The sequence below is a fragment of the Sneathiella sp. HT1-7 genome (assembly GCF_020731145.1).
Taxonomy (GTDB): Bacteria; Pseudomonadota; Alphaproteobacteria; order Sneathiellales; family Sneathiellaceae; genus Sneathiella.
This window is the reverse complement of record NZ_JAJFZN010000002.1, coordinates 478,118-500,039: the sequence shown is the minus strand read 5'-3', so window position 1 is coordinate 500,039 and position 21,922 is coordinate 478,118. Positions and strand designations below refer to the sequence as shown.

The following is a 21,922-nucleotide window of genomic DNA, read 5'->3' as shown; positions in this document are numbered from 1 at the left end:
ACTACCCTTTCTTCAGAACCGAAAGTAGAAGAGTTTTCAGTTTATCCGGCGCAGCAAAAGTCATATCAACATCAAAAACGGTAACCATCATCTTTGCCTCTAGCGACAGCCTGACATAGTCCTTTCGGGTCGTAACCAGAGCCGCATTTTCCGTCGCTGCCGCCTCAACCATACTCATAATTTCTTCTTTTTTATAAATATGATGATCGGCATAGCTAAAGTGATTTATTAATCCACATCCAGCGTCTTTAAGGCTCTGAAAAAATTTCTCAGGGCGGCCGATACCGGCAAAGGCAACCACCTTCTCTCCGCTGATCCCATCGATGGATTCACGCGGAACTAATCTAGACTTAAACACCGGTTTTATATTATTTAATTGGTTTTTTAAGTTATTATCTGGATTTTCGCCAACAAGGATAACTGCGTCGGCTCGACAAAGCCCCGCAGCAAGGGTTTCCCGAAGCGGCCCCGCAGGAATCAATCGCCCGTTCCCTACGCCATACTCTGCATCCAACACGAGGAGCGAGAAATCCTTTTCAAGCGTCGGGTTCTGAAAACCGTCATCCATGATAATCACATCCGCCCCTGCCTCCGCCGCGGCACGCGCACCAGCAACCCTGTCCTTAGCAACCCATGTCGGTGCTGTCTCGGCAAGGATCAAAGGCTCATCCCCCACCTCTTGAAATGTATGCACATCGAGCACAACACGGATAGGGCCCATCAGGCTTCCGCCATATCCCCGTGTCAGAAAGTGCGGTCTCTTCCCTTCAGCCAGAAACAGCCGAGCGACAGCGATGGCAACCGGTGTCTTTCCCGCGCCCCCGGCCACCACATTGCCGACACAGATTACCGGCGCGGAAACCTGTGCTGACTTTTGCGAAGCACGGTGACAACGGCTGATCCCTCCATATAGCCAGGCAACCGGCGTCAAAAGATCGGGAAGCAAACTTTTGCTATCGCGCTGCCAGAACTGGGGCGTTTTCATTGCATCCCTCCCGCGAGGAGATCTTCGATCCTGGCGAGCGTCTTCTGCAGTGTTTCAGTGCCGCCCGCGACAACCTTGCCCGCGCGGATTACCATCTCCGCCCGTAGCGCTGGATCGCCTAACAAATCGCCAACGGATTTTGCCAGTGTTTGAGCATCTGTGACAGTCAGGCTCGCATCATGCTTATCGAAACTCTGCATTACATCAGTGAAATTATCCATATGCGGCCCGTGCAGCAACGCACAATCAAGTCGCGCTGCCTCCAGCGGGTTCTGCCCGCCCGTCGGCACTAACGATCCACCGATAAAGACAATCGGTGCAATCCGATAAAAAAGGCCAAGCTCTCCAATGGTGTCCGCAATATAAACTTGAGTTCCAGCCTCAATTGTATTGCCATCGGACCGCTGCACCACCGCAATCCCCTGCTCCACCGCGAGCGCCGCCACTTCCGCGCCTCGTTCGGGATGGCGCGGGACAATCAAGGTTAGCAGGTGCGGATATGTCTCCAAAAGCCGACAATTTGCCGAGAGGATGAACGTTTCTTCCCCCCGGTGGGTACTAGCTGCAAGCCAAAGCGGTCTGGCTCCAACCGCGACCTCCATGCTTTCAATCGCCTCAGGATCAACCGGCAAGGGTTCAGCGGCAAATTTGAGGTTACCAAAACATTCCACAGAATTCGCCCCAAGATCGCGCAGCCACGCGGCGGTTTCTTCCGATTGGGCAGAACAAAAGCGAAAACAGCCGAGCAGTTTTCTCGAGAAGCCGAAAGATTTCCGCCAGGTTCGATAGGACTTTTCCGTGATCCGCGCATTTGCCATCATCATCGGAATCCCGCGACCGGCACTTTCAACGATCAGATTGGGCCAGATTTCCGACTCCATCCAGATTGCCATGTCCGGTCGCCAGTGATCAAGGAACCGTTGCACCGCGTCTTTCTTGTCAATCGGGACATACTGGTGAATGGCACGATCCGGCAGGCGGTTCGCCATAATCTCCGCCGAAGTGCGGGTGCCGGTCGTTACCAGAATATGCCGCTCAGGCGACCGCTTCAACAGCCCGTCAATCAGCGACAGAGCCGAAACCGACTCCCCAACGGACGCGGCATGTATCCAGATGAGCTGCCCTTCCGGTCGCGTGCGAGAAGCATTCCCCAAGCGTTCCGGGAACCGCTCCGGGTCTTCTTTGCCCACCGCGAGTCGCTTTTTCAAATGCCGGTTGAGGATCGGCGTGCCAATCCACAGCAGGCCATTATAGAGGGCCATCTGCATCAGAGTTCTGCTGTCTTCTTATGCGGCTTCACGGGCTTATCACGAGATTCCGGAGCGACTGGCTCCCGCCCGCAGGCCTTATCTGCAGCATGAGTAATTTCGTTGAGGCTGTTCTCAATTGCATCGCGCGCCTGCTGATAGGCACCGTTTTCATCTCTCCGTGGTACCTCGACCCCATCACCCCAGATAACAACGCCCCGGCTGAACGGCGCGGCGAGGAGAAAGCGATCCCAGCTACCAAGTATTCTACCCCGCGTGGTTGAGAAGCTAACCGGATAGACCGGCAAACCGGACATGGCCGCAAGACGAACGACTCCCTCCTGCGCGCGCATACGTGGCCCGCGCGGCCCGTCCGGAGTAATAACCGCCACCTCCCCCTTTTTCAGGATCTTCAGCATCTGCTTAACCGCAGCCGCCGCACCCTTTGTCGCGGACCCTCTTATACTCTCCTGTCCCCAATGCTTAATCGTGCGGGCGATAATCTCCCCATCGCCATGGTGGGAGATCATGACATGAACCGGCGTCTTGCGCTGAACGGAGATCGGCATCATCAACAGGCGACCATGCCAGAAGGCAAGGATAAAGGGTTTGCCTTCGCTCATCAGGGCGTGCGGTGCCTGCCCATTGATAACCTCCCAGTGACTGGTGCGGTGGACAAGCCAGATATAACCCGCCGCCAACAGGCTGATCACAGCCTTGGCGCCGTTGCTTTTCAGTATTTTCTTAAATAACTTCAAATATCTGTGCTTTCACCGGGTTATCCCACGCCCCGATATATCTTGCCCGACCCGCCAATTCCAGCCTATTCACCAAAAAATCACCTTTTTCATCGCCATGGATTGCAGCGCTTTCAATATCTCACTAATCTATCTGCCAACCATCGATCGCAAAAAACGCCTACCGCCAAAGCAAAAACTAAAGAAAAGCAGCCCATGACAAGCATTGCTCCAGAAATTCTCCCCTCCGCCTGTCCGCATGACTGCCCGTCCACATGCGCGTTGGAGATTGAACGGCTGGGACCGCAGCAAATCGGCCGGGTACGCGGCGCGGAAGACAACACATACACCGCCGGCGTAATCTGCGCGAAGGTCGCCCGCTATACAGAGCGGACCCATCATCCCGACCGTCTGATGCATCCCATGCGTCGGGTTGGCCCGAAAGGCAGCGGCGAATGGCAACAAATCAGCTGGGACGACGCCCTTGATGAAGTAGCAGATGCGTTCCTGAAACGCGAAGCCGAGTATGGCAGCGAAACCATTTGGCCCTACTATTATGCGGGAACAATGGGGCTTGTGCAACGGGACGGGATCAACCGGCTGCGCCATGTCAAAAAATATTCGCGGCAGCAGTCCACAATCTGCACCATGCTGGCCTGGACCGGCTGGAATGTTGGAACCGGATCGCTGCACGGGACCGATCCAAGAGAAATGGCAAAATCCGATCTTGTGGTCATCTGGGGGACTAATGCTGTTCACACCCAAGTCAATGTGATGACCCATGCGACCCGCGCCCGCAAAGAGAGAGGGGCGAAGATTGTCGTCATCGACCCCTATCGCAATCCGACGGCGGCAACCGCCGACATGCATCTCTGCCTCCGGCCCGGTACAGACGGCGCGCTTGCCTGTGCGGTCATGCATATCATGTTCGCGGAAGGCATGACTGATCGCGCCTATATGGAAAAATACACCAAAGGCGCGGCTGAGCTGGAAGAGCATCTTAAAACCCGGACACCGGAATGGGCCGCCGAGATAACAGGCCTCACGATTGAGGAGATATATGAATTTGCGAGGCTTTATGGCCAGACGAAGAAGTCCTTCCTCAGGCTCGGCTATGGCTTTTCGCGGAGCCGGAATGGTTCTGTCAACATGCATGCCGCAAGCTGCCTCGCCGCTGTAACCGGTTCCTGGCAATATGAAGGCGGCGGCGCTTTTCACAACAATGGTGCCATTTATCACTGGGATAAAACCCTTGTCGAAGGTTTGGATGCACGTGATCCATCCATCCGCAATCTCGATATGTCGCGTATTGGACCGGTACTCACCGGCGATAAGCGAGACCTTGGCGATGGGCCGCCGGTTACCGGATTGCTGATCCAGAATATGAACCCGATGGATGTCGCGCCGGATCTCACGAAAGTTCATGCCGGCTTCGCGCGCGACGATCTTTTCGTCTGCGTGCATGAACAGTTTATGACGGAAACCGCGAAAATGGCGGATATCCTGCTGCCCGCCACAACCTTTGTGGAGCATGATGATTTTTATCAAGGGGGCGGACAGAATCATATCATGATGGGCGGGAAGATTATCGAGCCACTTGGTGAATGCCGCTCCAACCATGAAGTTATCTCTGGGCTCGCAAAGCGCCTCGGTGCGAAACATCGCGGGTTCGAGATGACGGAAATGGAAATAATCGATGACACCCTGAAAATATCTGGCTGGCCCGACGCGGAAAACCTGACCGCCAGCAAATGGCATGACTGCCAGATTCCGTTTGAAGAGGCGCATTACCTGAACGGTTTTGCCCATTCCGACAAGAAGTTCCACTTCACACCTGACTGGTCACGCATGGGGCCAAATTTTGAGGGCATGCCGTCCCTGCCCGATCATTGGGAGGTGATTGACCAGACAGACGCAGAGCATCCCTTTCGTTTGGTGACAGCGCCAGCGCGGAATTTTCTCAACTCATCTTTCACCGCGACGCCTACCTCGCTAAAGCGGGAGAATCGACCGACAGTCAAGATCCATAGCAGCGACGCCGCCAGACTTGGCGCAGATGATGGAGCTGTTGTGCGTCTCGGCAACCGGTTGGGGTCGTTATTAATTCATGTAGAGGTTTTTGATGGCCAGCAGCCCGGCACCGTGATTTCTGAAGGGGTCTGGCCCGGAAAGCATTTTATCGAGAAAGTCGGGATCAATATCCTTATCAGTGCAGAGGCCGCTAAACCCAACGGTGGCGCAGTGTTTCACGATACCGCAATCTGGATCAAGCCGGAACCTGCCCCGTCAGATTAGGCCAAGGTTGCGAAGTTCCGCGGCCATTTCCTCGGACATCTCCCCTTCGCTATCTTCGTCGGCTTCACTTTCCTCTACCAGATCACGAAGGTCACGCGGGGCATCATCATCTTCCAGATAGCGCCATCCCTGATGCGGATTGCGCGAAAACAGTTCCGTCTCGATCAATTCGGGATCAAGGATCAGGCCGCATTTCTCGCCCTCAGAGTCAAAAAGCCGTTCAAGCTCCACGACCTTCTGGCGCGCCGCGATATGACCCTTGATAATCCAATATACGGAGCCCCCCTCTAGCAATTCTGCCTCACGGGCCGGACGTTGTTTCGTGACATGACAAAGCGGGCCCGCAATCAGCCGTCGTGACTGATTGGCGCGCAGCTGATCCACCGTCGTGATCCCGACGCTAACGATTAGAAGATGTACTGACATATCCTGAAGATACTCCGAAAGGGCCTTGCTTGTCCAGCTAACCCGGATTAATCGACCTTATTCTTCAAAGCCCTGGCAACACTACTCACCGGCGGACGTCCAAGATAATCAGATATAAACCATGCTGTCTTGACCAACTTCTTAAGATCGAGCCCACTATCAATCCCCATTCCGTCCAGCATATAAACAACATCTTCTGTCGCCACATTTCCCGTTGCACCCGGCGCATAGGGACAGCCGCCAAGCCCGGCAACGGAGCTGTCGAATTTCGAGATGCCCATTTCCAGCGCCGCGAAGTAGTTCGCCAGCGCCTGACCATAGGTATCATGAAAATGCACGCCCATAACATCAAGCGGGATAACATTGGCCACAGCTTCGATCACCTGCTTGGTGCGGGTCGGTGTACCGACCCCGATAGTATCGGCAATGGAAACTTCGTAAGCGCCCATATCATATAGATTTTTGGCGACATCGGCCACCGCTTCTGGGGCGACTTCCCCCTCAAACGGACAGCCAAGCGCACAGGAAATACTTGCACGGTAGGGAATGCCCGCCGCTTTGGCGGCGTCTGTAACCGGGACAAACCGTTCCAAGCTTTCAGCAATGGAACAATTAATGTTTTTCAGGTTGAACGCTTCTGACGCCGCACTGAAAATTTCGATTTCGTCAGCCTTGGCGGCAATCGCTCCTTCATACCCTTTCATATTCGGTGTCAGAACCGCATAGGTAACATCATCATAACGAGAAACCTTCGCCATCACATCGGCAGTATCCGCCATCTGTGGCACCCATTTCGGGGAGACAAAGCTTCCAGTTTCAATTGCAGTCGCGCCCGCCTCGACCAACCGCTCGATCAATTCAACCTTGATATCCGCCGGGACCATCTGCTTTTCATTCTGCAGGCCGTCCCGCGCACCGACTTCAAAAATACGCACCTTGGAGGGAAGCGTCATGATGTTTCCTCACTTTCAAGGCAGACAAGCACTGTGCCATCATCCACCTGGTCTCCGACGTCAAAAAATATCTCTTCAATAATGCCGTCCCGCGGGGCCGTTAATGTATGCTCCATTTTCATGGCCTCCAGAACAACAAGAGGATCGCCCTTCGTGACTGATGCACCCGATTCGATAAATACCTGAATAAGCTTTCCAGGCATGGGCGCCGTGATGGCACCAGCCCCCGCTTGCCCTCCGGCATCATCAAAATCATCAATGATCCGCGTCAGTTCAACCTGCCGCCCGGTTGTCATGACAATAATTTTGTTACCCTGGGTCACTGCCGCAGCGGACAGCTTATGTCCGGCGATATCCACAAGAAGACCACCATCCGCCGTCCTTTCCGCCTGCACTGGGAGCACGCCAGTCGGCAGATCGATCAGATAGCCTCCCCTTTCATAAACGACATGGGTGGTGACTTCCATCTCGTTTATCTCGAACTTGAAATCATCATGGCCAGTATCATTAGGTCGCCAGCCGGTAAGATCATCCCAGGGCGAATAAGGATCATTTGTCGCGGCACGAATCGCTTTATGAGCTTTCTCCCGCTCCAGCAGGAGATGCGCCACGGCAATCGCCATATCCTTATCCGACGGGGTCAGCGGGGCCGGCACCAGGTCATCCTTGAAACGGTCGATAAAACCAGTATCGAGATCCTTCGCCGCAAAAGATGGATGGTCAGCGATATTACCGAGGAATGCGAGGTTCGTCGCAACACCCGCCACCTGATATTCATCAAGGGCGGCACTCAATTTCTGAAGCGCCAAATCGCGCGTTTCATCCCAGACAATCAGCTTTGCGATCATCGGATCATAGAACGGCGTCACCGTGTCACCTTCCCGCACGCCGGTATCAATTCGCACTCCGTCCGATTCCCGAGGTGGGCGCAACCGGAGCAATTGCCCCGTCGCTGGCAGGAAATCATTCGCCGGGTCTTCGGCATAGAGCCGCACCTCGAACGCATGGCCGGAGATGGAGAGGTTTTCCTGCGCACAAGGGAGTTCACCCCCCGCAGCAACCTTCAACTGCCATTCCACCAAATCCTGCCCGGTGATCATTTCCGTCACCGGATGCTCCACTTGCAGGCGCGTGTTCATCTCCATGAAGTAAAAGGCATCTTCCTTCAACCCGTTGGAGACATCGGCGATAAATTCAATGGTGCCTGCCCCAACATACCCAATCGCTTTGGCCGCTGCGACGGCTGCGGCCCCCATGGCCTCTCGCATCGTCTCAGGCATATCCGGCGCCGGTGCTTCCTCGATCACCTTCTGATGCCGCCGTTGCAGGGAGCAATCGCGCTCGAACATATGCACCGCATTACCATGGGAATCAGCGAAAACCTGAATTTCGATATGGCGAGGCTTGGTGAGGAATTTCTCTATCAGTACACGATCATCGCCAAAGGCCGACTTTCCTTCGCGCTGCGCAGACGCCAAAGCCGCCGGAAATTCGCTTGCGGAACTCACGCTCCGCATTCCCTTGCCACCACCACCAGCGACCGCCTTAATCAGGACAGGATAGCCAATCTTTTCCGCTTCCTTCGCCAGCATATCGGAATCCTGCCCTTCCCCATGATAACCCGGTACCACCGGCACCCCGGCCTCGACCATCAGGGCCTTTGCTGCGTCTTTCAGTCCCATCGCGCGGATCGCATCCGCGGGTGGGCCGATAAAGACAACACCTGCCTCTGCGCATTTCTCCGCAAACCCCGCATTTTCAGAGAGGAAGCCATAGCCGGGATGGATCGCCTCGGCCCCGGTCCCGCGCGCAACCTCAAGCAGGGTATCCCCCTTCAGGTAACTCTCCGAGACTTCTGCCGGGCCGATCAGGACGGCTTCATCCGCCATCTCGACATGGCGGGCATTGGCATCTGCCTCGGAATAGACGGCAACCGTCCGGATGCCGAGCTTCGCCGCCGTGGCCATGACCCGGCAGGCAATCTCTCCGCGGTTCGCTATGAGTATTTTTTTAAACACCGGTTATATATCCTATTTAGGTTAAATAGTGTGCCAGACGGGCTTGCGCTTTTCAAGGAAGGCTTCGACCCCTTCCTTCCCCTCATCTGTTGCCCGACGGCTTGCTATGCGCTCCGCTGTTTCCTCAATCATATTCTGATCAATTGGACGATCCGCGACCGTATAGATCAGGTCTTTTGAATCCGCCATAGCGCCCGGCGCATTCTTCATAATCTGCTCCAGCAGTTGGTCCCGTGCTTCGGCAAGATGATGTACATCTTCAACTACTTCGTGCAACAGGCCAAGACGATGGGCTTCTACCGCATCAAATACTTCCGCTGTAAGGAAGTAACGGCGACAGGCGCGAATACCAATTGCCTCTACCACATAGGGCGAGATCACGGACGGAAGAAGACCAAGTTTCACTTCGGAAAGACAGAATTTAGCGGCTTTGACCCCGATGGCGATATCGCAGGCGGCGACGAGACCCAGTCCCCCGCCATAGGCCGCGCCCTGCACCAGCGCGATGGTTGGCTTCGGAATGGCATGAAGGTTTTTCAGCATTCTTCCCAAAGCAATGCTGTCCTCGCGGTTATCTTCATCCGTAAAATGAGCCGCCCGCTTCATCCAGTTTAGATCCGCACCTGCACAATAGCTCTTGCCTGCTGCCGCAACGACGACAGCACGCACACCTTCCTGATGACCGACATCCCCGAACATATCGCCAAGGCGTTCGATCAGTTCCTCATCAAAGGCATTGTGCACCTCTGGCCGGTTGAGGGTGATGGTTGCAATACCATCAGTGGAAAAATGCAATACGGCTGATTCTTCACTCATAAAACTCTCCTACATTCTGAACAGGCCGAACTTTGTCGGCTCAATTGGCGCGTTAAGGGCAGCGGAAATACCGAGCCCCAAGACCATCCGGCTCTCCGCCGGATCGACAATACCATCATCCCAGACACGGGCGCTCGCGAAATAGGGATGGCCTTCCTTTTCATATTGCGCTTCGATCGGCGCTTTAAAGGCGGCTTCTTCTTCCGCGCTCCAGCTCTCGCCGCGCGCCTCCATCCCGTCGCGCTTGACGGTGGCGAGAACCGAGGCAGCCTGCGGTCCGCCCATCACTGAGATACGGGCATTCGGCCACATCCAGAGAAGGCGCGGGCTATAGGCACGACCGCCCATACCATAGTTTCCAGCCCCGAACGAACCACCAAAAATCATCGTGAATTTGGGAACCTTCGCAGTTGCGACGGCGGTCACCAACTTGGCACCATCCTTGGCGATGCCGCCTGCCTCATATTTCTGGCCAACCATGAAACCCGTGATGTTCTGCATGAAAACAAGCGGGATATTCCGCTGGCAGCAGAGCTCAATGAAATGCGCGCCTTTTACAGAAGACTCGGAAAAGAGTATGCCATTGTTTGCGAGAATGCCAACGGGATAGCCATGGATATGGGCAAAACCGGTAACCAGCGTCGTGCCGTAATTCTTTTTGAATTCATCGAATTCGGAACCGTCGACGACGCGGGCAATAATCTCCCGCACATCGAAAGGCGTGCGCATATCCTTCGGGATCAGGCCGTAAATTTCCTTCGGATCATAGAGCGGTGGTCTGGGTTTACGCAGCTCAAGCTGCATCGCTTTCGGCTGGTTGAAGTTGGCAACGCAACGCCGCGCGATCTGCAAGGCATGTAAATCATTCTCGGCCATATGGTCGGTCACGCCGGAGGTGCGCGAATGCACCTCAGCCCCACCGAGGTCCTCAGCGGAGACGACTTCCCCCGTTGCTGCCTTCACAAGGGGCGGACCCGCGAGGAAGATAGTGCCTTGATTGCGCACAATAATGCTTTCATCACACATCGCCGGAACATAGGCCCCGCCCGCAGTACAGGATCCCATAACAACCGCAATCTGCGGGATGCCAAGGGCAGACATATTCGCCTGATTATAAAAGCTCCGACCAAAGTGATCGCGGTCGGGAAACACATCCTGCTGATTGGGAAGGTTCGCCCCGCCGGAATCGACAAGATAAATACATGGAAGCCGGTTTTCCAGTGCGACTTCCTGCGCCCGAAGTTGCTTCTTGACGGTCAGCGGATAATAAGTGCCACCCTTTACCGTCGCGTCATTGCAGATGATGATACATTCGCGCCCTTCAACCCGGCCAATTCCGGTGATGATCCCAGCAGAATGAATATCCCCGCCATACATATCCCACGCCGCCATCTGGCTGAATTCCAGAAAAGGAGAACCGGGATCGAGAAGCTTGCGCACCCGCTCACGCGGGAGAAGTTTTCCGCGGGAGAGATGCTTGTCGCGCGCACGCTCCCCACCGCCCTGCTTGATGGTTGCCACTTTTTCCTTCAAATCCTCGACGAGGCCCGCCATATGCGCCGCATTGGCCTTGAATTCGTCACTCCGGGTATTGAGGCTGCTTTTCAATACAGTCATCTAGGTCATTTTCCTTTTCAGCACGCGAAAATCGATTGCTTGGCGAAAGTCGCCCTATGTGTTACGGATTTGCCTCTACGCAAGAAACAATAAAGGAGCCATAAATGGCCTATAATCCATTTGATCTGACAGGTAAGGTCGCCCTCATCACTGGCGGAAACGGAGGCATTGGCCTTGGCATGGCGGACGCCATTGCGCAAGCAGGTGGCGACATCTGCATCTGGGGTACAAACGAAACCAAGAATGCCGCCGCCGTTGAAAGCCTCAAAGCTCACGGTACGAAGGTTTCCTCTCTCATCTGTAATGTTGCGAAAGAAGATGAGGTCAAGGGCTGCTTTGCCGAGACGCTGTCGCAATTTGGCCGTGTTGACGGCTGCTTTGCGAATGCGGGCGTAAGCTCGGGCAAGAAATCCTTCCTGGATATCGACGACGAAGAATGGCATCGCATCCTCGATATCAATCTCGATGGCGTCTTTTATACGTTCCAAGCCGCGACGAGACATATGGTGGAGCGCGCCGAGAATGGGGATCCGGGCGGACGCCTCATCGGCACAGCCAGTCTCGCTGCCATTTCTGGCGCTGCACGAAACGAGCATTACGCGGCGACAAAAGGCGGCGTCATCTCCATGATCCGCGCACTTGCTGTGGAATTCGCCGGCAAGGGCATCACTGCAAACGCGATCCTGCCCGGCTGGATCGAAACCGCGATGACGGAAAATGCCATCGCCTGGCAGAAATTCTCCGATGCCGTTAAACCGCGCATCCCGGCCAAGCGTTGGGGCCAGCCCGAAGATTTTGGCGGCATGGGCGTTTATCTGATGTCGGACGCCAGCGCCTACCACACGGGCGATACCATGCTGATCGACGGCGGCTATTTCCTCTTTTAAGTTCGCTACATCTTCCGGCTCCGCAAAGGCGGGGTCGGAAATCTGAAAATCTTGCGTCTCCAAATTCATTACCACCCCCCTGTCTCAAGCCATTCATCAAGCTGACCCACGCGATCCGCGCCCCAGAAGCGCTCTCCCTCAACAATGAAAAACGGTGCGCCGAAAACTTTCCTGTTGAACACGGTATCCTCAACCGAGGCCTTGAAGGCCGCCTTGATCGCGTCATTTTGCACAGCTTCCATAAAGGCGGCGCGATCAACGCTGGTCTCTTCCGCAATGTCGGCAACGATCTCGATATCGGAGATATCCTTGCCCGAGACGAAATAGGCGGCGAAGATTTTCTTCGCGAACTCGACGGCTTTTCCCGGATCCTCGCGCGAAATCCAAAGGAACCCACGGGAAGCACCCAGGGTCAACTTCGGAAAATCCGCCGGCATGGCAAAGGGGATTTTGTGATAGCGGGCGGTTCGCTCAAAATCCATCCGTGAATAGTCCCCTTTCAGGGGATATTGCGTCAGCGGGAAGGTTTTCTCCCCTTGCATGGCAACGCCGAGCATAAAGGGATGCCAATTGACCTCACGACTATGCTTTGCCGCAATCGGCTCGATCAGGCAACTGCCAAGATAAGCGTAAGGGGATGAGAAATCGAAATAAAAATCAATGGGTTTAGACATATTCTTAAACCACTACCCCATCGCCAGGTTGCGCGCAATCACCAGCTTTTGAATATCAGATGTGCCTTCATAAATCTGGCAAACCCGGACGTCGCGGTAAATTTTCTCGACCGGATAGTCGGCGATATAACCATTGCCGCCGAGGGTCTGAATCGCTCCAGAGCAGACCTCTTCCGCCATTTCTGACGCAAAGAGTTTCGCCATGCTTGCCTCGGTCAGGCAAGGCAGTCCCGCGTCTTTCAGGCTTGCCGCATGCAGCACCATCTGCCGTGCAACCTCCAGCTTGGTTGCCATATCCGCAAGGCGGAAGCCGACTGCCTGATGTTCGATGATTGTTTTGTCAAATGCCTTGCGCTCTTTTGCATAGGCCAACGCATGTGCCAGTGCCGCGCCGGCCATACCGACGCTCTGCGCGGCAATACCGATGCGCCCTGTTTCCAAATTGGCGAGTGCAATGCGATATCCCGCCCCCTCCGGCCCGAGCATATTCGCCGCGGGAATATGTATATCATCTAAGGCGATCTGGCAGGTGTCGGAGGCTTTCTGACCGAGTTTTTTCTCAACCGAGACGACGCGATACCCTTCGCTGATCGTCGGTACAATGAAGCAGCTAATTCCCTTCTTTCCGGCATCCGGATCCGTGACGGCAAAAACCAGAGCAATTCCGCCAATCTTGCCCGACGTGATGAATTGCTTGGTGCCGTTCAGGACGTAATGGTCCCCGTCCTTACGGGCTCGGGTCTTCAGCGCGGACGCATCAGAGCCCGCCTGCGGTTCGGTAAGACAGAAAGCGCCAATCTCTTCCCCCTTAGCAAGCTGTGGGAGGAAAGCCTCTTTCTGCGCCTCGGTTCCTTCCTGCAGAATCGCGGCACAGCAGGGTGAGTTATTAACGCTCATCACCGTAGAAACCGCTCCGTCACCGCCTGCAATTTCCATCAGCGCAAGCGCGTAGGAGACATAGTCAGCCGCCGCCCCGCCATAGCTTTCCGGCACCGTCATGCCCATCAGGCCGAGGGCTCCCATCTCGTTCAGAACGCTACGCGGGATGGCAGCAGCATCTTCCCATTCTACGGAATGAGGGGCCAAACGATTTTGCGCAAAGTCACGCGCCATGTCGCGGATCATGGTCTGCTCTTCGGTTAAAATCATCTAGCCTCCTCCATTTTGCGTGGGTCTCAGCGATTAATTGACAAGTTCAAGTGCCATCGCCGTCGCTTCCCCGCCGCCGATGCAGAGGGAGGCAACACCACGTGTCTTGCCGTATTTCTGCAGGGCAGAGAGAAGTGTTACGACAATCCGTGCACCGGATGCACCCACGGGATGGCCGAGCGCGCAGGCACCGCCATGCACATTGACTTTCTCATGATCAAGGCCAAGGTCTTTCATTGCCGCCATTGTGACGACGGCGAAGGCTTCGTTAATCTCGAACAGATCAACGTCGTCTTTCGTCCAGCCGACCTTGTCCATCACCTTCTGAATCGCGTCGATTGGTGCCATGGTGAATTCGGAAGGTTTACGGGCATGGGTCGAATGGGCGAGGAATTTCGCGATGGGCTTCAACCCACGCCTCTTCGCCTCGCTTTCCTTCATCAGGACCAGTGCCGCGCCGCCATCTGAGATAGAGGAGCTGTTTGCCGCCGTGACCGTGCCATCTTTCGCGAAGGCGGGTTTGAGCGTTGGAATTTTATCTGGCTGGCCCTTGAGCGGCTGCTCGTCTTTGTCGATCGTAACATCACCCTTTCGGGTCTTGAACGTGACCGGCGTAATTTCGGCGGCAAAAGTACCATCTTCCGTCGCCTGTTTCGCCCGGCGCAGCGATTCAATTGCGTATGAGTCCTGCGCTTCGCGGGTAAACTGATAGAGGCCAGCGGTTTCTTCCGCAAAGCTGCCCATCAGTCGGCCTTCCTCATAAGCGTCTTCAAGCCCATCGAGGAACATATGATCCTTCACATCGCCATGACCGAGCCGCAGTCCTGTACGCATTTTCGGCAGGATATACGGGGCATTCGTCATGCTTTCAAACCCGCCCGCGACAACAACATTGTTGCTGCCTGCCTTGAGGGCGTCATAACCATACATCGCAGCGCGCATGCCGGAGCCACACATCTTGTTCACGGTTGTACAGCCCACACTGTCGGGGATGCCCGCGCCGAAGGAGGCCTGACGCGCTGGCGCCTGACCGAGACCCGCCGGCAGGACACAGCCCATGATCACTTCGTCGACATCAGTTCCGGTCACACCAGCGCGGTCCATCGCCGCCTTAATCGCCGTAGCACCCAATGCCGGGGCTTTTACGTCGGAAAGATCGCCCTGAAATCCGCCCATTGGCGTCCGCGCCATACCAACGATGACAATTGGATCTTCACTCATTTTCTTCTCCATTTTCAACAGGTTATTTTATATTTTTATGATGTCTCGTTAAACAGTTCGCGCCCGATCAACATCCGCCGGACTTCGCTCGTGCCCGCACCAATCTCATAGAGCTTGGCATCGCGCAAAAGCCGTCCGGTTGGATAATCATTAATGTAGCCATTACCGCCCAGCGCCTGGATCGCCTCCAGCGCCATCCAAGTGGCTTTCTCCGCCGCATATAGAATTACTCCGGCCGCATCCTTTCGCGTCGTCTCTCCCCGGTCGCACGATTTAGCAACCGCATAGACGTAAGCCTTGCAGGCATTCATGGTCGAATACATATCTGCAACCTTGCCCTGCATCAGTTGAAACGTCCCGATAGGCTGGCCGAACTGTTCCCGATCATGAATATATGGGATCACCGCATCCATGCAGGCCTGCATGATGCCCAGCGGTCCGGCGGAAAGGACAACGCGTTCATAATCGAGCCCACTCATCAATACGCGCACACCTTCATTAAGCGGCCCCAGAATATTCTCCTCCGGCACCTCACAATCCTCGAACACCAGTTCACAGGTGTTGGAGCCGCGCATGCCAAGTTTATCGAGCTTCTGCGCCGTGGAAAACCCGGCAAAATGCTTCTCTATGAGGAAGGCCGTAATGCCCCGCGGGCCCGCGTCCGGCGCGGTCTTCGCATAGACGACAAGGACATCCGCATCAGGGCCGTTAGTGATCCAGAATTTATTGCCATTCAGGATATAACGATCACCCTTTTTCTCTGCTCTGAGCCGCATTGAGACCACATCGGAGCCCGCGCCCGGTTCACTCATAGCCAGCGCGCCGACATGTTCTCCGCTGATCAGTTTTGGTAGATACTTGGATTTTTGCGCCTCGGTCCCGTTACGAGATATCTGGTTCACACAGAGATTTGAGTGCGCGCCATAGGATAGCCCGACAGAGGCTGACGCTCGACTGATTTCCTCGACCGCAACACAATGCTCCAGATAGCCTAGACCAGCGCCGCCATAGGCTTCGTCTACGGTGATCCCGAGAAGCCCTATATCTCCCATCTTCCGCCACATATCCATGGGGAATTCGTTGGTGGCATCGATTTCCGCAGCTCTCGGGGCGAGTTCTTCGCTGACAAAGTTGGACACCGTATCGCGAATCATATCAGCCGTCTCACCAAGACCGAAATTGAGACCCGGAAAATGAATTGCTGACATCGTTATTCCCTACCTTCAAAAGATGATTAAATGATGGTTTAAAATACGCAAATGGCCTGACAAAACCTAATATGGCGCGTCATGCTACTCATGTCGATACTACTTCGCGGCCAAGGTTCAACGCGTCCGATTTCCCCATCAGACACATCATCGTAAACAAACCGGTCAGGCAGTGCTTTTCACCACTATCCCCGTCCGAATAGACATCCGCTTGGCACACAAATAATGTCTTGCCCGTCTTCAATACTCGCCCCCGCGCTCTCAATCGCGCCCCTTGAGAGGGATTGAGGAAGTTTACCTTGAACTCAGTCGTCAGAATCGTGCTGTTCTCGGGAAAGAGTGAATAGCAGGCATACCCCGCAGCGGAATCAGCAAGAGCCGCCACCAACCCGCCATGGAAAAAACCATGCTGCTGCGTTAGCCCCGGACGCAACCCTAGGGACAGCTCACATACACCCGGATCAATCAGATCAATCCGGGCACCGATATCCGCCATATAGGGCTGCCGAGAGAAACTATCACGGACAGCGCTATCATAATTCGGATTGCGTGGTTCGAATTCCGTCTGCATGCCTTATTCCCGAATTTGAGGACCGTTCCGGGGCGATAACCCGTCAATCCTTCCCAATTGCTTGGTGACAATATAAGCGTTTCCTTCCAATAGATAAAATCATTTGTTTCAATCATAGTTATTGATATTATCTATAGTATGGATCTTTATCAGCTCAGATATTTTCTGGCCATTGTCGAAACCAGCAATTTTTCACGCGCGGCAGAACGCGCCTTCGTGAGCCAGCCAACACTGTCCGCAGGAATTAAAAAGCTTGAAACGGAACTTGGCACTCCGCTTTTCAACCGCGGATCCAGGAAGATATCGTTGACCGAGGCTGGCCGCCGATTTCTCCCCCGCGCCCGCACCATAATATATGAATGTAACGCGGCAAAATCAGACATCACGCGAAAAAACCCGATCCGGCGTTTGCAGTTGGGCTTGCTTCGAAGTGCGCCTACGGGACGGATAGCAGCATTACTAAATGATTTCGGGAAAGCCCATCCGGATATTCAGATATCCATAAAGGATAGCACGCCAGTTCAGCTACAACGCTGGCTTGATGAAGGGCGGATCGATCTTGCGATCTCTACGCCCCCTGAAGAAGTCAGCAACGCTCAGTTTACTCGGCTTTATAACTGGAAATATATGCTTGCCGTCCCGAGCGGCCATTCCTTCGCCAACCGCAACGCGATCCCCTTGACGGAGTTGGACGGACTGGATTTCCTGCATCGGTCCCATTGCGAAGCGGAGACCGAAGTAACCCGGTCCTTCTCCAGCGCAGGTGTCAATCCGCATATTGTTTTCAGAACTGATCAGGATGAAAAAGCTCTTGCATATGTCGGCGCAGGCCTTGGGCTCTGTATGATGCCAGATACCTTAAACGCGCCCGGCGTTACACTTGTGCCGGTGGAAGGGATCAACATTGATCGCGTGATCGGGCTGGTCTGGCCAAAGGAAAAACAGAATGATCGAGTTCATTCATTTCATATGTTCGCGACCAGCCATGACTGGCATCCAGAGCGCGCCGCAGCGAAAAACCTCGATTGGGCGCGGTAATCAACATTTAGAGCAGGACAACCGTCGCCAGGCCGAGAAAGGCAACAAAGCCAACAATATCGGTCACGGTTGTCACAAAGACGCTGGAGGCAATGGCCGGGTCGATATTCATCCGGTCGAGCGTGACCGGCACGATCATCCCTGCGACAGCGGCGACTAGGATGTTCATGATCATCGCCAGCGCAATAATCAAGCCTATCTGCACATTATCGAACCAGGCCCAGGCGATCACGCCGATCAAAACCGCAAAAACACTGCCATTCAAAAACGCCACCATGGTCTCCTTACGCAGGATTCGGAGCATATTGGCTGCGGTCAACTCCTTCGTTGCGATGGCGCGCACTGCGACCGTCAGCGTCTGGGTACCCGCATTGCCTCCCATACTGGCAACAATGGGCATCAGAACGGCAAGCGCGATAATAGCCTCTAGCGTTGCGTCGAATAAACCAATCGCGATGGAGGCTGCAATGGCCGTCAATAAATTAACGAAAAGCCACAGGAAACGTGCCTTTGTTGTCGACATCACACTGCCGAACAGGTCATCTTCGGACACACCACCGAGGCGCAGGATATCCTCCTCCGCCTCTTCGCTGATAACATCGACGATGTCATCAACCGTAATCACACCGATCAGCGCACCATCATCGTTAACAACCGCCGCGGAGGTAAGGCGATATTGCTGGAACAAATAGGCGACTTCTTCCTGATCCATATCGACCGAGATAAGCTTCTGCTCCGTATCCATGATGTCGCGGACTTGAACAGGGCGCTTGCTTCGCATGGCGCGGTTGAGCGGAATAGTGCCAATGGGGTGATGCCGAGGATCAACCACAAAAATTTCGTAGAATTCTTCAGGTAGATCTTCGGTATCACGCATATAGTCGATGGTCTGGCCGATATCCCAATATTCCGGCACCGCAATCAGGTTACGCTGCATCAACCGGCCGGCACTATCCTCCCCGTAGGATAGACCTTCCTGCAGAATCCCCCGCTCATCGGCCGGGATTTCCTTCAGAACTTCGCGCTGCTCTTCTTCCTCAAAGCTCTCCAACACGTCAACTGCGTCGTCAAGCTCCAACTCATTGAGGAAAGCGGCAATCTCCGCTGGTTCCATATCATCGACCAGATGTTCACGCACATTCTCGTCGAGATCGGAATAAACATCCGGATCGACCCGGCCTTCCATGATGTTCAGCAGAGGCAGGCGCAGCTTCGGCTTCAACTGCTCGATCAAATCCGCCATATCAGCGGAATGCCAATCCTCGAGCTTGTCATGGATGAAAGACGCGTCGTCGCGCTCTATGGCGCCCTGTATTTCCTGAACAATTTCATCGCTCAGACCGTAAGAAGGCGCAGTGTTCTCCTCATCGAGGAGGTCGTCTTTATGTTCCTGCGCATCGGTCATGATTAACCTTCTTCTATCAGACGTTCTCTTCTCGCGACTGGTCCGGGCATCATTTTTCCAACCTTATGATCTTGCGCATCAACAGCGGCAATCGCCGTCATATTTACAAGTCCGCGTACGGTGATCGACGCCGCCGTCACATGCACGGACTTTGACATGCCGATCAGGATCGGTCCAACGGCTATGCCATGCCCGATGCTCTTCGCGATATTATAGCTGATATTTGCCGCATCCAGATTGGGCATAACCAGAAGATTTGCCGCGCCCTGCAGCCGGGAATTAGGGAAAATCGCCTCACGGATTGCAGGGATCAGTGCCGTATCAGCCTTCATTTCCCCCTCAACCTCCAATTCGGGAGCCAGCTTCTCTATTATCGCAAGGGCTTTACGCGCACGCCGTGCCGACGGCATATCTGTCGAGCCAAAGTTAGAATAGGATAAGAGCGCGGCCTTGGGTTCAATCCCGAATCGTCGCACTTCTTCCGCAGAGAGAATTGTCAGCTCAGCGAGCTCTTCCGCCGTATGTTCATGGCTGATTTGTGTATCGGTGAAAAACAAGGTGCGATCGGGCATGATCAGCAAATGCAGCGCTGACGCATCACGCACCCCTTCCCGGAACGGAATGATATCGGAGACGCGTCGGTAATGCTGATCATATTTACCATAGGTTCCGCAAATCATGGCATCCGCATGACCAAGATGAACCATCATCGCGCCAATGATCGTCGTGTTGGTGCGGATGCGGGCCTTTGCGGTTTCCACATCGACCCCAAACCGCTCCCGCAGTTTGTGATAGGCCTGCCAATATTCCCGGTAGCGCGGATCATCTTCAGGATCGACAATCTCAAAATCAACACCGGGACGGATACGAAGGCCAAGTTTCTCGATCCTGAATTCAATGACTTTGCTTCGCCCGATCAGGATAGGCCTTGCCAGCTCTTCATCGACGACCGTCTGAGCGGCTTGAAGGACACGCTCTTCCTCCCCTTCCGCATAGGCGACGCTCATAATTTCCTGACGCGCGCGATCGAACAACGGCTTCATGACAAAACCCGTACGATAAACAAAATGCGAAAGATGCTGGTGGTACTTCTCCAGATCTTCTATGGGGCGAGTCGCAACGCCGCTTTCCATTGCCGCCTTTGCAACGGCGAAGGAGACTTCCAGATAAAGACGCGGATCAAATGGCGTCGGGATAAGATATTCCGGGCCAAAACACGCCTGCGCGCCGCCATATGCTTTCGAGACGATATCCGATTGTTCCGCCATTGCGAGATTGGCGATGGCCTTGACCGCGGCGATTTTCATTTCCTCATTGATTTCCGTCGCGCCCACATCAAGGGCACCGCGAAAGAGATATGGAAAACAAACGACGTTATTGACCTGGTTCGGATAATCCGAGCGTCCCGTCGCGATAATAGCATCCGGCCGAACCGCCTTGGCCTCCTCGGGCAGGATTTCCGGTGTCGGATTGGCAAGTGCCAGAATGATCGGCTTCTCGGCCATAGTCTCCACCATCTCAGGCTTCAACGCACCGGGACCAGAACAGCCGAGGAATATATCTGCGCCATGCATGGCATCTGCCAAGGTTCGCTTGTTCGTATCCACGGCGAAGACAGATTTATATGGGTCCATCTCGACCGTACGCTCTTTATAAACAACACCATGAATATCGCAGACGGTAATATTTTCCTTTGGCAACCCCAGGCTGACCAGCAGGTTCAGGCAGGCAAGCGCTGCCGCCCCTGCCCCACAGGCCGTTAGCTTGACTTCGGCAATATCTTTCTCGACCACGCGCAGCGCATTATAAACGGCAGCTGCCACACAAATCGCCGTGCCATGCTGATCATCGTGAAAGACAGGGATGTTCATGCGCTCCCGGCAGAGCTTCTCAACGACAAAGCATTCCGGCGCCTTGATGTCTTCCAGATTAATACCGCCGAAAGTCGGCTCCATCGCCGAAATAATATCAACCAGTTTTTCAGGATCTGTCTCGGCCAATTCAATATCGAAGACGTCTATCCCGGCAAATTTCTTAAAAAGAACGGCCTTCCCTTCCATCACCGGCTTGGAGGCGAGCGGGCCAATCGCGCCAAGGCCAAGGACTGCCGTGCCATTGGTGACAACACCGACGAGATTGCCGCGCGCAGTTAGTTCCGCGGCCTGAGCGGGATCATCCGCGATGGCAAGACATGGATGCGCAACGCCCGGTGAATATGCCATAGCCAGATCAGTCTGAGTATCCATTGGCTTTGTCGGCGTAATGGTCAGTTTTCCGGGCTTAGGCAACCGGTGATAATCCATTGCCTTCTCAGAAATATCTTTCACCATGCTCTCCCAATCTCCCGAAAAAATCGATGCCCGCTGCAACCTGATGGCAATATATAACACCACCATAAATAAATTAGCAGCATCAATATATTAAGGAAATACGCGAACATCCCTATACCACGCCATCATAACGTAGTTGGGGAAAGTTTCATGAAATTGTTGTGGAAAACTTCTTCAGCCAGATATGGGCTATATGAGAAGTGGTGCGGTCGAGAAGACTCGAACTTCCACCCGTGTTACCGGACAGCGACCTCAACGCTGCGCGTCTACCAATTCCGCCACGACCGCACAATGGACGAGGGAAATAACAAATGTTTGTCCCTCACGCAACAACTGAATCACAAA

At 54.4% G+C, this 21,922-nt stretch carries 18 protein-coding genes and 1 tRNA gene; 3 read left to right on the top strand and 16 right to left on the bottom strand.

The features are described 5' to 3' along the window. Position 1 precedes the first annotated feature (1 nt). The 3 genes from lpxK to LKE13_RS07590 are packed head-to-tail and all read right to left on the bottom strand — an operon-like array spanning position 2 to position 2,990. Entirely contained in the window at positions 2-985 is a 984-nt protein-coding gene (lpxK, locus tag LKE13_RS07600; protein ID WP_227949835.1) for a tetraacyldisaccharide 4'-kinase, read from the bottom strand. Beyond that, positions 982-2,253: a 3-deoxy-D-manno-octulosonic acid transferase gene (locus LKE13_RS07595; RefSeq protein ID WP_227949832.1), complete on the bottom strand. Its 1,272-nt coding sequence runs from the start codon at positions 2,251-2,253 to the stop codon at positions 982-984. The genes lpxK and LKE13_RS07595 overlap by 4 nt, the downstream gene beginning before the upstream one ends. Beyond that, the gene (locus LKE13_RS07590) at positions 2,253-2,990 is read right to left on the bottom strand and encodes a lysophospholipid acyltransferase family protein (RefSeq protein ID WP_227949830.1); all 738 of its coding nucleotides are present in this window, start codon (positions 2,988-2,990) and stop codon (positions 2,253-2,255) included. Before LKE13_RS07590 ends, LKE13_RS07595 begins: the two co-directional genes overlap by 1 nt. A 195-nt stretch (positions 2,991-3,185) precedes the next feature. Here LKE13_RS07590 and LKE13_RS07585 point away from each other — a divergent pair, with 195 nt between their 5' ends. Further along, the gene (locus LKE13_RS07585) at positions 3,186-5,264 is read left to right on the top strand and encodes a molybdopterin oxidoreductase family protein (protein WP_227949828.1); all 2,079 of its coding nucleotides are present in this window, start codon (positions 3,186-3,188) and stop codon (positions 5,262-5,264) included. Here the strand turns inward: LKE13_RS07585 and LKE13_RS07580 are convergent. From LKE13_RS07580 to LKE13_RS07560, 5 genes are read right to left on the bottom strand one after another with little or no spacing between them, the layout of a single operon-like run. Continuing rightward, positions 5,256-5,690 carry a DUF1489 family protein gene (locus LKE13_RS07580; protein WP_227949826.1) on the bottom strand — a complete coding sequence of 145 codons (435 nt, stop codon included), beginning with the start codon at positions 5,688-5,690 and terminating at the stop codon, positions 5,256-5,258. The genes LKE13_RS07585 and LKE13_RS07580 overlap by 9 nt on opposite strands. Before the next feature lie 47 nt (positions 5,691-5,737). After that, positions 5,738-6,643 (bottom strand): hydroxymethylglutaryl-CoA lyase, encoded by a 906-nt coding sequence (locus tag LKE13_RS07575; protein ID WP_227949824.1) that lies wholly within the window; start codon positions 6,641-6,643, stop codon positions 5,738-5,740. Beyond that, complete coding sequence (locus tag LKE13_RS07570) at positions 6,640-8,661, bottom strand: acetyl/propionyl/methylcrotonyl-CoA carboxylase subunit alpha (protein WP_227949822.1); 2,022 nt, start codon at positions 8,659-8,661, stop codon at positions 6,640-6,642. Before LKE13_RS07570 ends, LKE13_RS07575 begins: the two co-directional genes overlap by 4 nt. Before the next feature lie 21 nt (positions 8,662-8,682). Continuing rightward, on the bottom strand, positions 8,683-9,477 hold the full coding sequence (locus LKE13_RS07565) for an enoyl-CoA hydratase-related protein (protein WP_227949820.1): 795 nt from the start codon (positions 9,475-9,477) through the stop codon (positions 8,683-8,685). Between the two features lie 9 nt (positions 9,478-9,486). Beyond that, a complete protein-coding gene (locus LKE13_RS07560) occupies positions 9,487-11,094 on the bottom strand; it encodes a carboxyl transferase domain-containing protein (RefSeq protein WP_227949818.1) in 1,608 nt (535 codons plus the stop codon). Positions 11,095-11,198: 104 nt separating this feature from the next. Between LKE13_RS07560 and LKE13_RS07555 the strand changes: the two genes are divergently transcribed. Next, positions 11,199-11,981 carry an SDR family NAD(P)-dependent oxidoreductase gene (locus LKE13_RS07555; protein ID WP_227949816.1) on the top strand — a complete coding sequence of 261 codons (783 nt, stop codon included), beginning with the start codon at positions 11,199-11,201 and terminating at the stop codon, positions 11,979-11,981. 68 nt (positions 11,982-12,049) lie between these two features. Here LKE13_RS07555 and LKE13_RS07550 read toward each other — a convergent pair whose 3' ends face one another. The 5 genes from LKE13_RS07550 to LKE13_RS07530 form a co-directional block, all read right to left on the bottom strand. Next, positions 12,050-12,655, bottom strand: a complete 606-nt coding sequence (locus tag LKE13_RS07550; protein ID WP_227949814.1) for a 2-hydroxychromene-2-carboxylate isomerase — start codon at positions 12,653-12,655, stop codon at positions 12,050-12,052. 12 nt (positions 12,656-12,667) lie between these two features. Continuing rightward, on the bottom strand, positions 12,668-13,804 hold the full coding sequence (locus LKE13_RS07545) for an acyl-CoA dehydrogenase family protein (RefSeq protein ID WP_227949811.1): 1,137 nt from the start codon (positions 13,802-13,804) through the stop codon (positions 12,668-12,670). Positions 13,805-13,837: 33 nt separating this feature from the next. Further along, complete coding sequence (locus tag LKE13_RS07540; protein WP_227949809.1) at positions 13,838-15,025, bottom strand: acetyl-CoA C-acyltransferase; 1,188 nt, start codon at positions 15,023-15,025, stop codon at positions 13,838-13,840. A 35-nt stretch (positions 15,026-15,060) separates the two neighbouring features. Further along, positions 15,061-16,233 carry an isovaleryl-CoA dehydrogenase gene (locus LKE13_RS07535; RefSeq protein WP_265334815.1) on the bottom strand — a complete coding sequence of 391 codons (1,173 nt, stop codon included), beginning with the start codon at positions 16,231-16,233 and terminating at the stop codon, positions 15,061-15,063. Positions 16,234-16,321: 88 nt separating this feature from the next. Continuing rightward, positions 16,322-16,804 (bottom strand): PaaI family thioesterase, encoded by a 483-nt coding sequence (locus LKE13_RS07530; protein WP_227949807.1) that lies wholly within the window; start codon positions 16,802-16,804, stop codon positions 16,322-16,324. 138 nt (positions 16,805-16,942) lie between these two features. Here LKE13_RS07530 and LKE13_RS07525 point away from each other — a divergent pair, with 138 nt between their 5' ends. Continuing rightward, positions 16,943-17,842, top strand: a complete 900-nt coding sequence (locus LKE13_RS07525; RefSeq protein WP_227949805.1) for a LysR family transcriptional regulator — start codon at positions 16,943-16,945, stop codon at positions 17,840-17,842. Between the two features lie 7 nt (positions 17,843-17,849). Here the strand turns inward: LKE13_RS07525 and mgtE are convergent, their stop codons facing one another. The 3 genes from mgtE to LKE13_RS07510 form a co-directional block, all read right to left on the bottom strand. Next, on the bottom strand, positions 17,850-19,247 hold the full coding sequence (gene mgtE / locus LKE13_RS07520) for a magnesium transporter (RefSeq protein ID WP_227949803.1): 1,398 nt from the start codon (positions 19,245-19,247) through the stop codon (positions 17,850-17,852). 2 nt (positions 19,248-19,249) lie between these two features. Further along, positions 19,250-21,577, bottom strand: a complete 2,328-nt coding sequence (locus LKE13_RS07515) for an NADP-dependent malic enzyme (protein ID WP_227949801.1) — start codon at positions 21,575-21,577, stop codon at positions 19,250-19,252. 201 nt (positions 21,578-21,778) lie between these two features. Further along, positions 21,779-21,865 (bottom strand) — tRNA-Leu (locus tag LKE13_RS07510). Positions 21,866-21,922 lie beyond the last annotated feature (57 nt).

Excerpts from the sequence above, each read along its gene's own strand:
- LKE13_RS07555 (WP_227949816.1), top strand. The coding sequence starts at position 11,199 with ATGGCCTATAATCCATTTGATCTGACAGGTAAGGTCGCCCTCATCACT.
- mgtE (WP_227949803.1), bottom strand. The coding sequence starts at position 19,247 with ATGACCGATGCGCAGGAACATAAAGACGACCTCCTCGATGAGGAGAAC.
- LKE13_RS07565 (WP_227949820.1), bottom strand. The coding sequence starts at position 9,477 with ATGAGTGAAGAATCAGCCGTATTGCATTTTTCCACTGATGGTATTGCA.
- LKE13_RS07530 (WP_227949807.1), bottom strand. The coding sequence starts at position 16,804 with ATGCAGACGGAATTCGAACCACGCAATCCGAATTATGATAGCGCTGTC.
- LKE13_RS07595 (WP_227949832.1), bottom strand. The coding sequence starts at position 2,253 with ATGCAGATGGCCCTCTATAATGGCCTGCTGTGGATTGGCACGCCGATC.
- LKE13_RS07545 (WP_227949811.1), bottom strand. The coding sequence starts at position 13,804 with ATGATTTTAACCGAAGAGCAGACCATGATCCGCGACATGGCGCGTGAC.
- LKE13_RS07580 (WP_227949826.1), bottom strand. The coding sequence starts at position 5,690 with ATGTCAGTACATCTTCTAATCGTTAGCGTCGGGATCACGACGGTGGAT.
- LKE13_RS07535 (WP_265334815.1), bottom strand. The coding sequence starts at position 16,233 with ATGTCAGCAATTCATTTTCCGGGTCTCAATTTCGGTCTTGGTGAGACG.
- lpxK (WP_227949835.1), bottom strand. The coding sequence starts at position 985 with ATGAAAACGCCCCAGTTCTGGCAGCGCGATAGCAAAAGTTTGCTTCCC.
- LKE13_RS07525 (WP_227949805.1), top strand. The coding sequence starts at position 16,943 with ATGGATCTTTATCAGCTCAGATATTTTCTGGCCATTGTCGAAACCAGC.
- LKE13_RS07575 (WP_227949824.1), bottom strand. The coding sequence starts at position 6,643 with ATGACGCTTCCCTCCAAGGTGCGTATTTTTGAAGTCGGTGCGCGGGAC.
- LKE13_RS07585 (WP_227949828.1), top strand. The coding sequence starts at position 3,186 with ATGACAAGCATTGCTCCAGAAATTCTCCCCTCCGCCTGTCCGCATGAC.
- LKE13_RS07560 (WP_227949818.1), bottom strand. The coding sequence starts at position 11,094 with ATGACTGTATTGAAAAGCAGCCTCAATACCCGGAGTGACGAATTCAAG.
- LKE13_RS07550 (WP_227949814.1), bottom strand. The coding sequence starts at position 12,655 with ATGTCTAAACCCATTGATTTTTATTTCGATTTCTCATCCCCTTACGCT.
- LKE13_RS07540 (WP_227949809.1), bottom strand. The coding sequence starts at position 15,025 with ATGAGTGAAGATCCAATTGTCATCGTTGGTATGGCGCGGACGCCAATG.
- LKE13_RS07515 (WP_227949801.1), bottom strand. The coding sequence starts at position 21,577 with ATGGTGAAAGATATTTCTGAGAAGGCAATGGATTATCACCGGTTGCCT.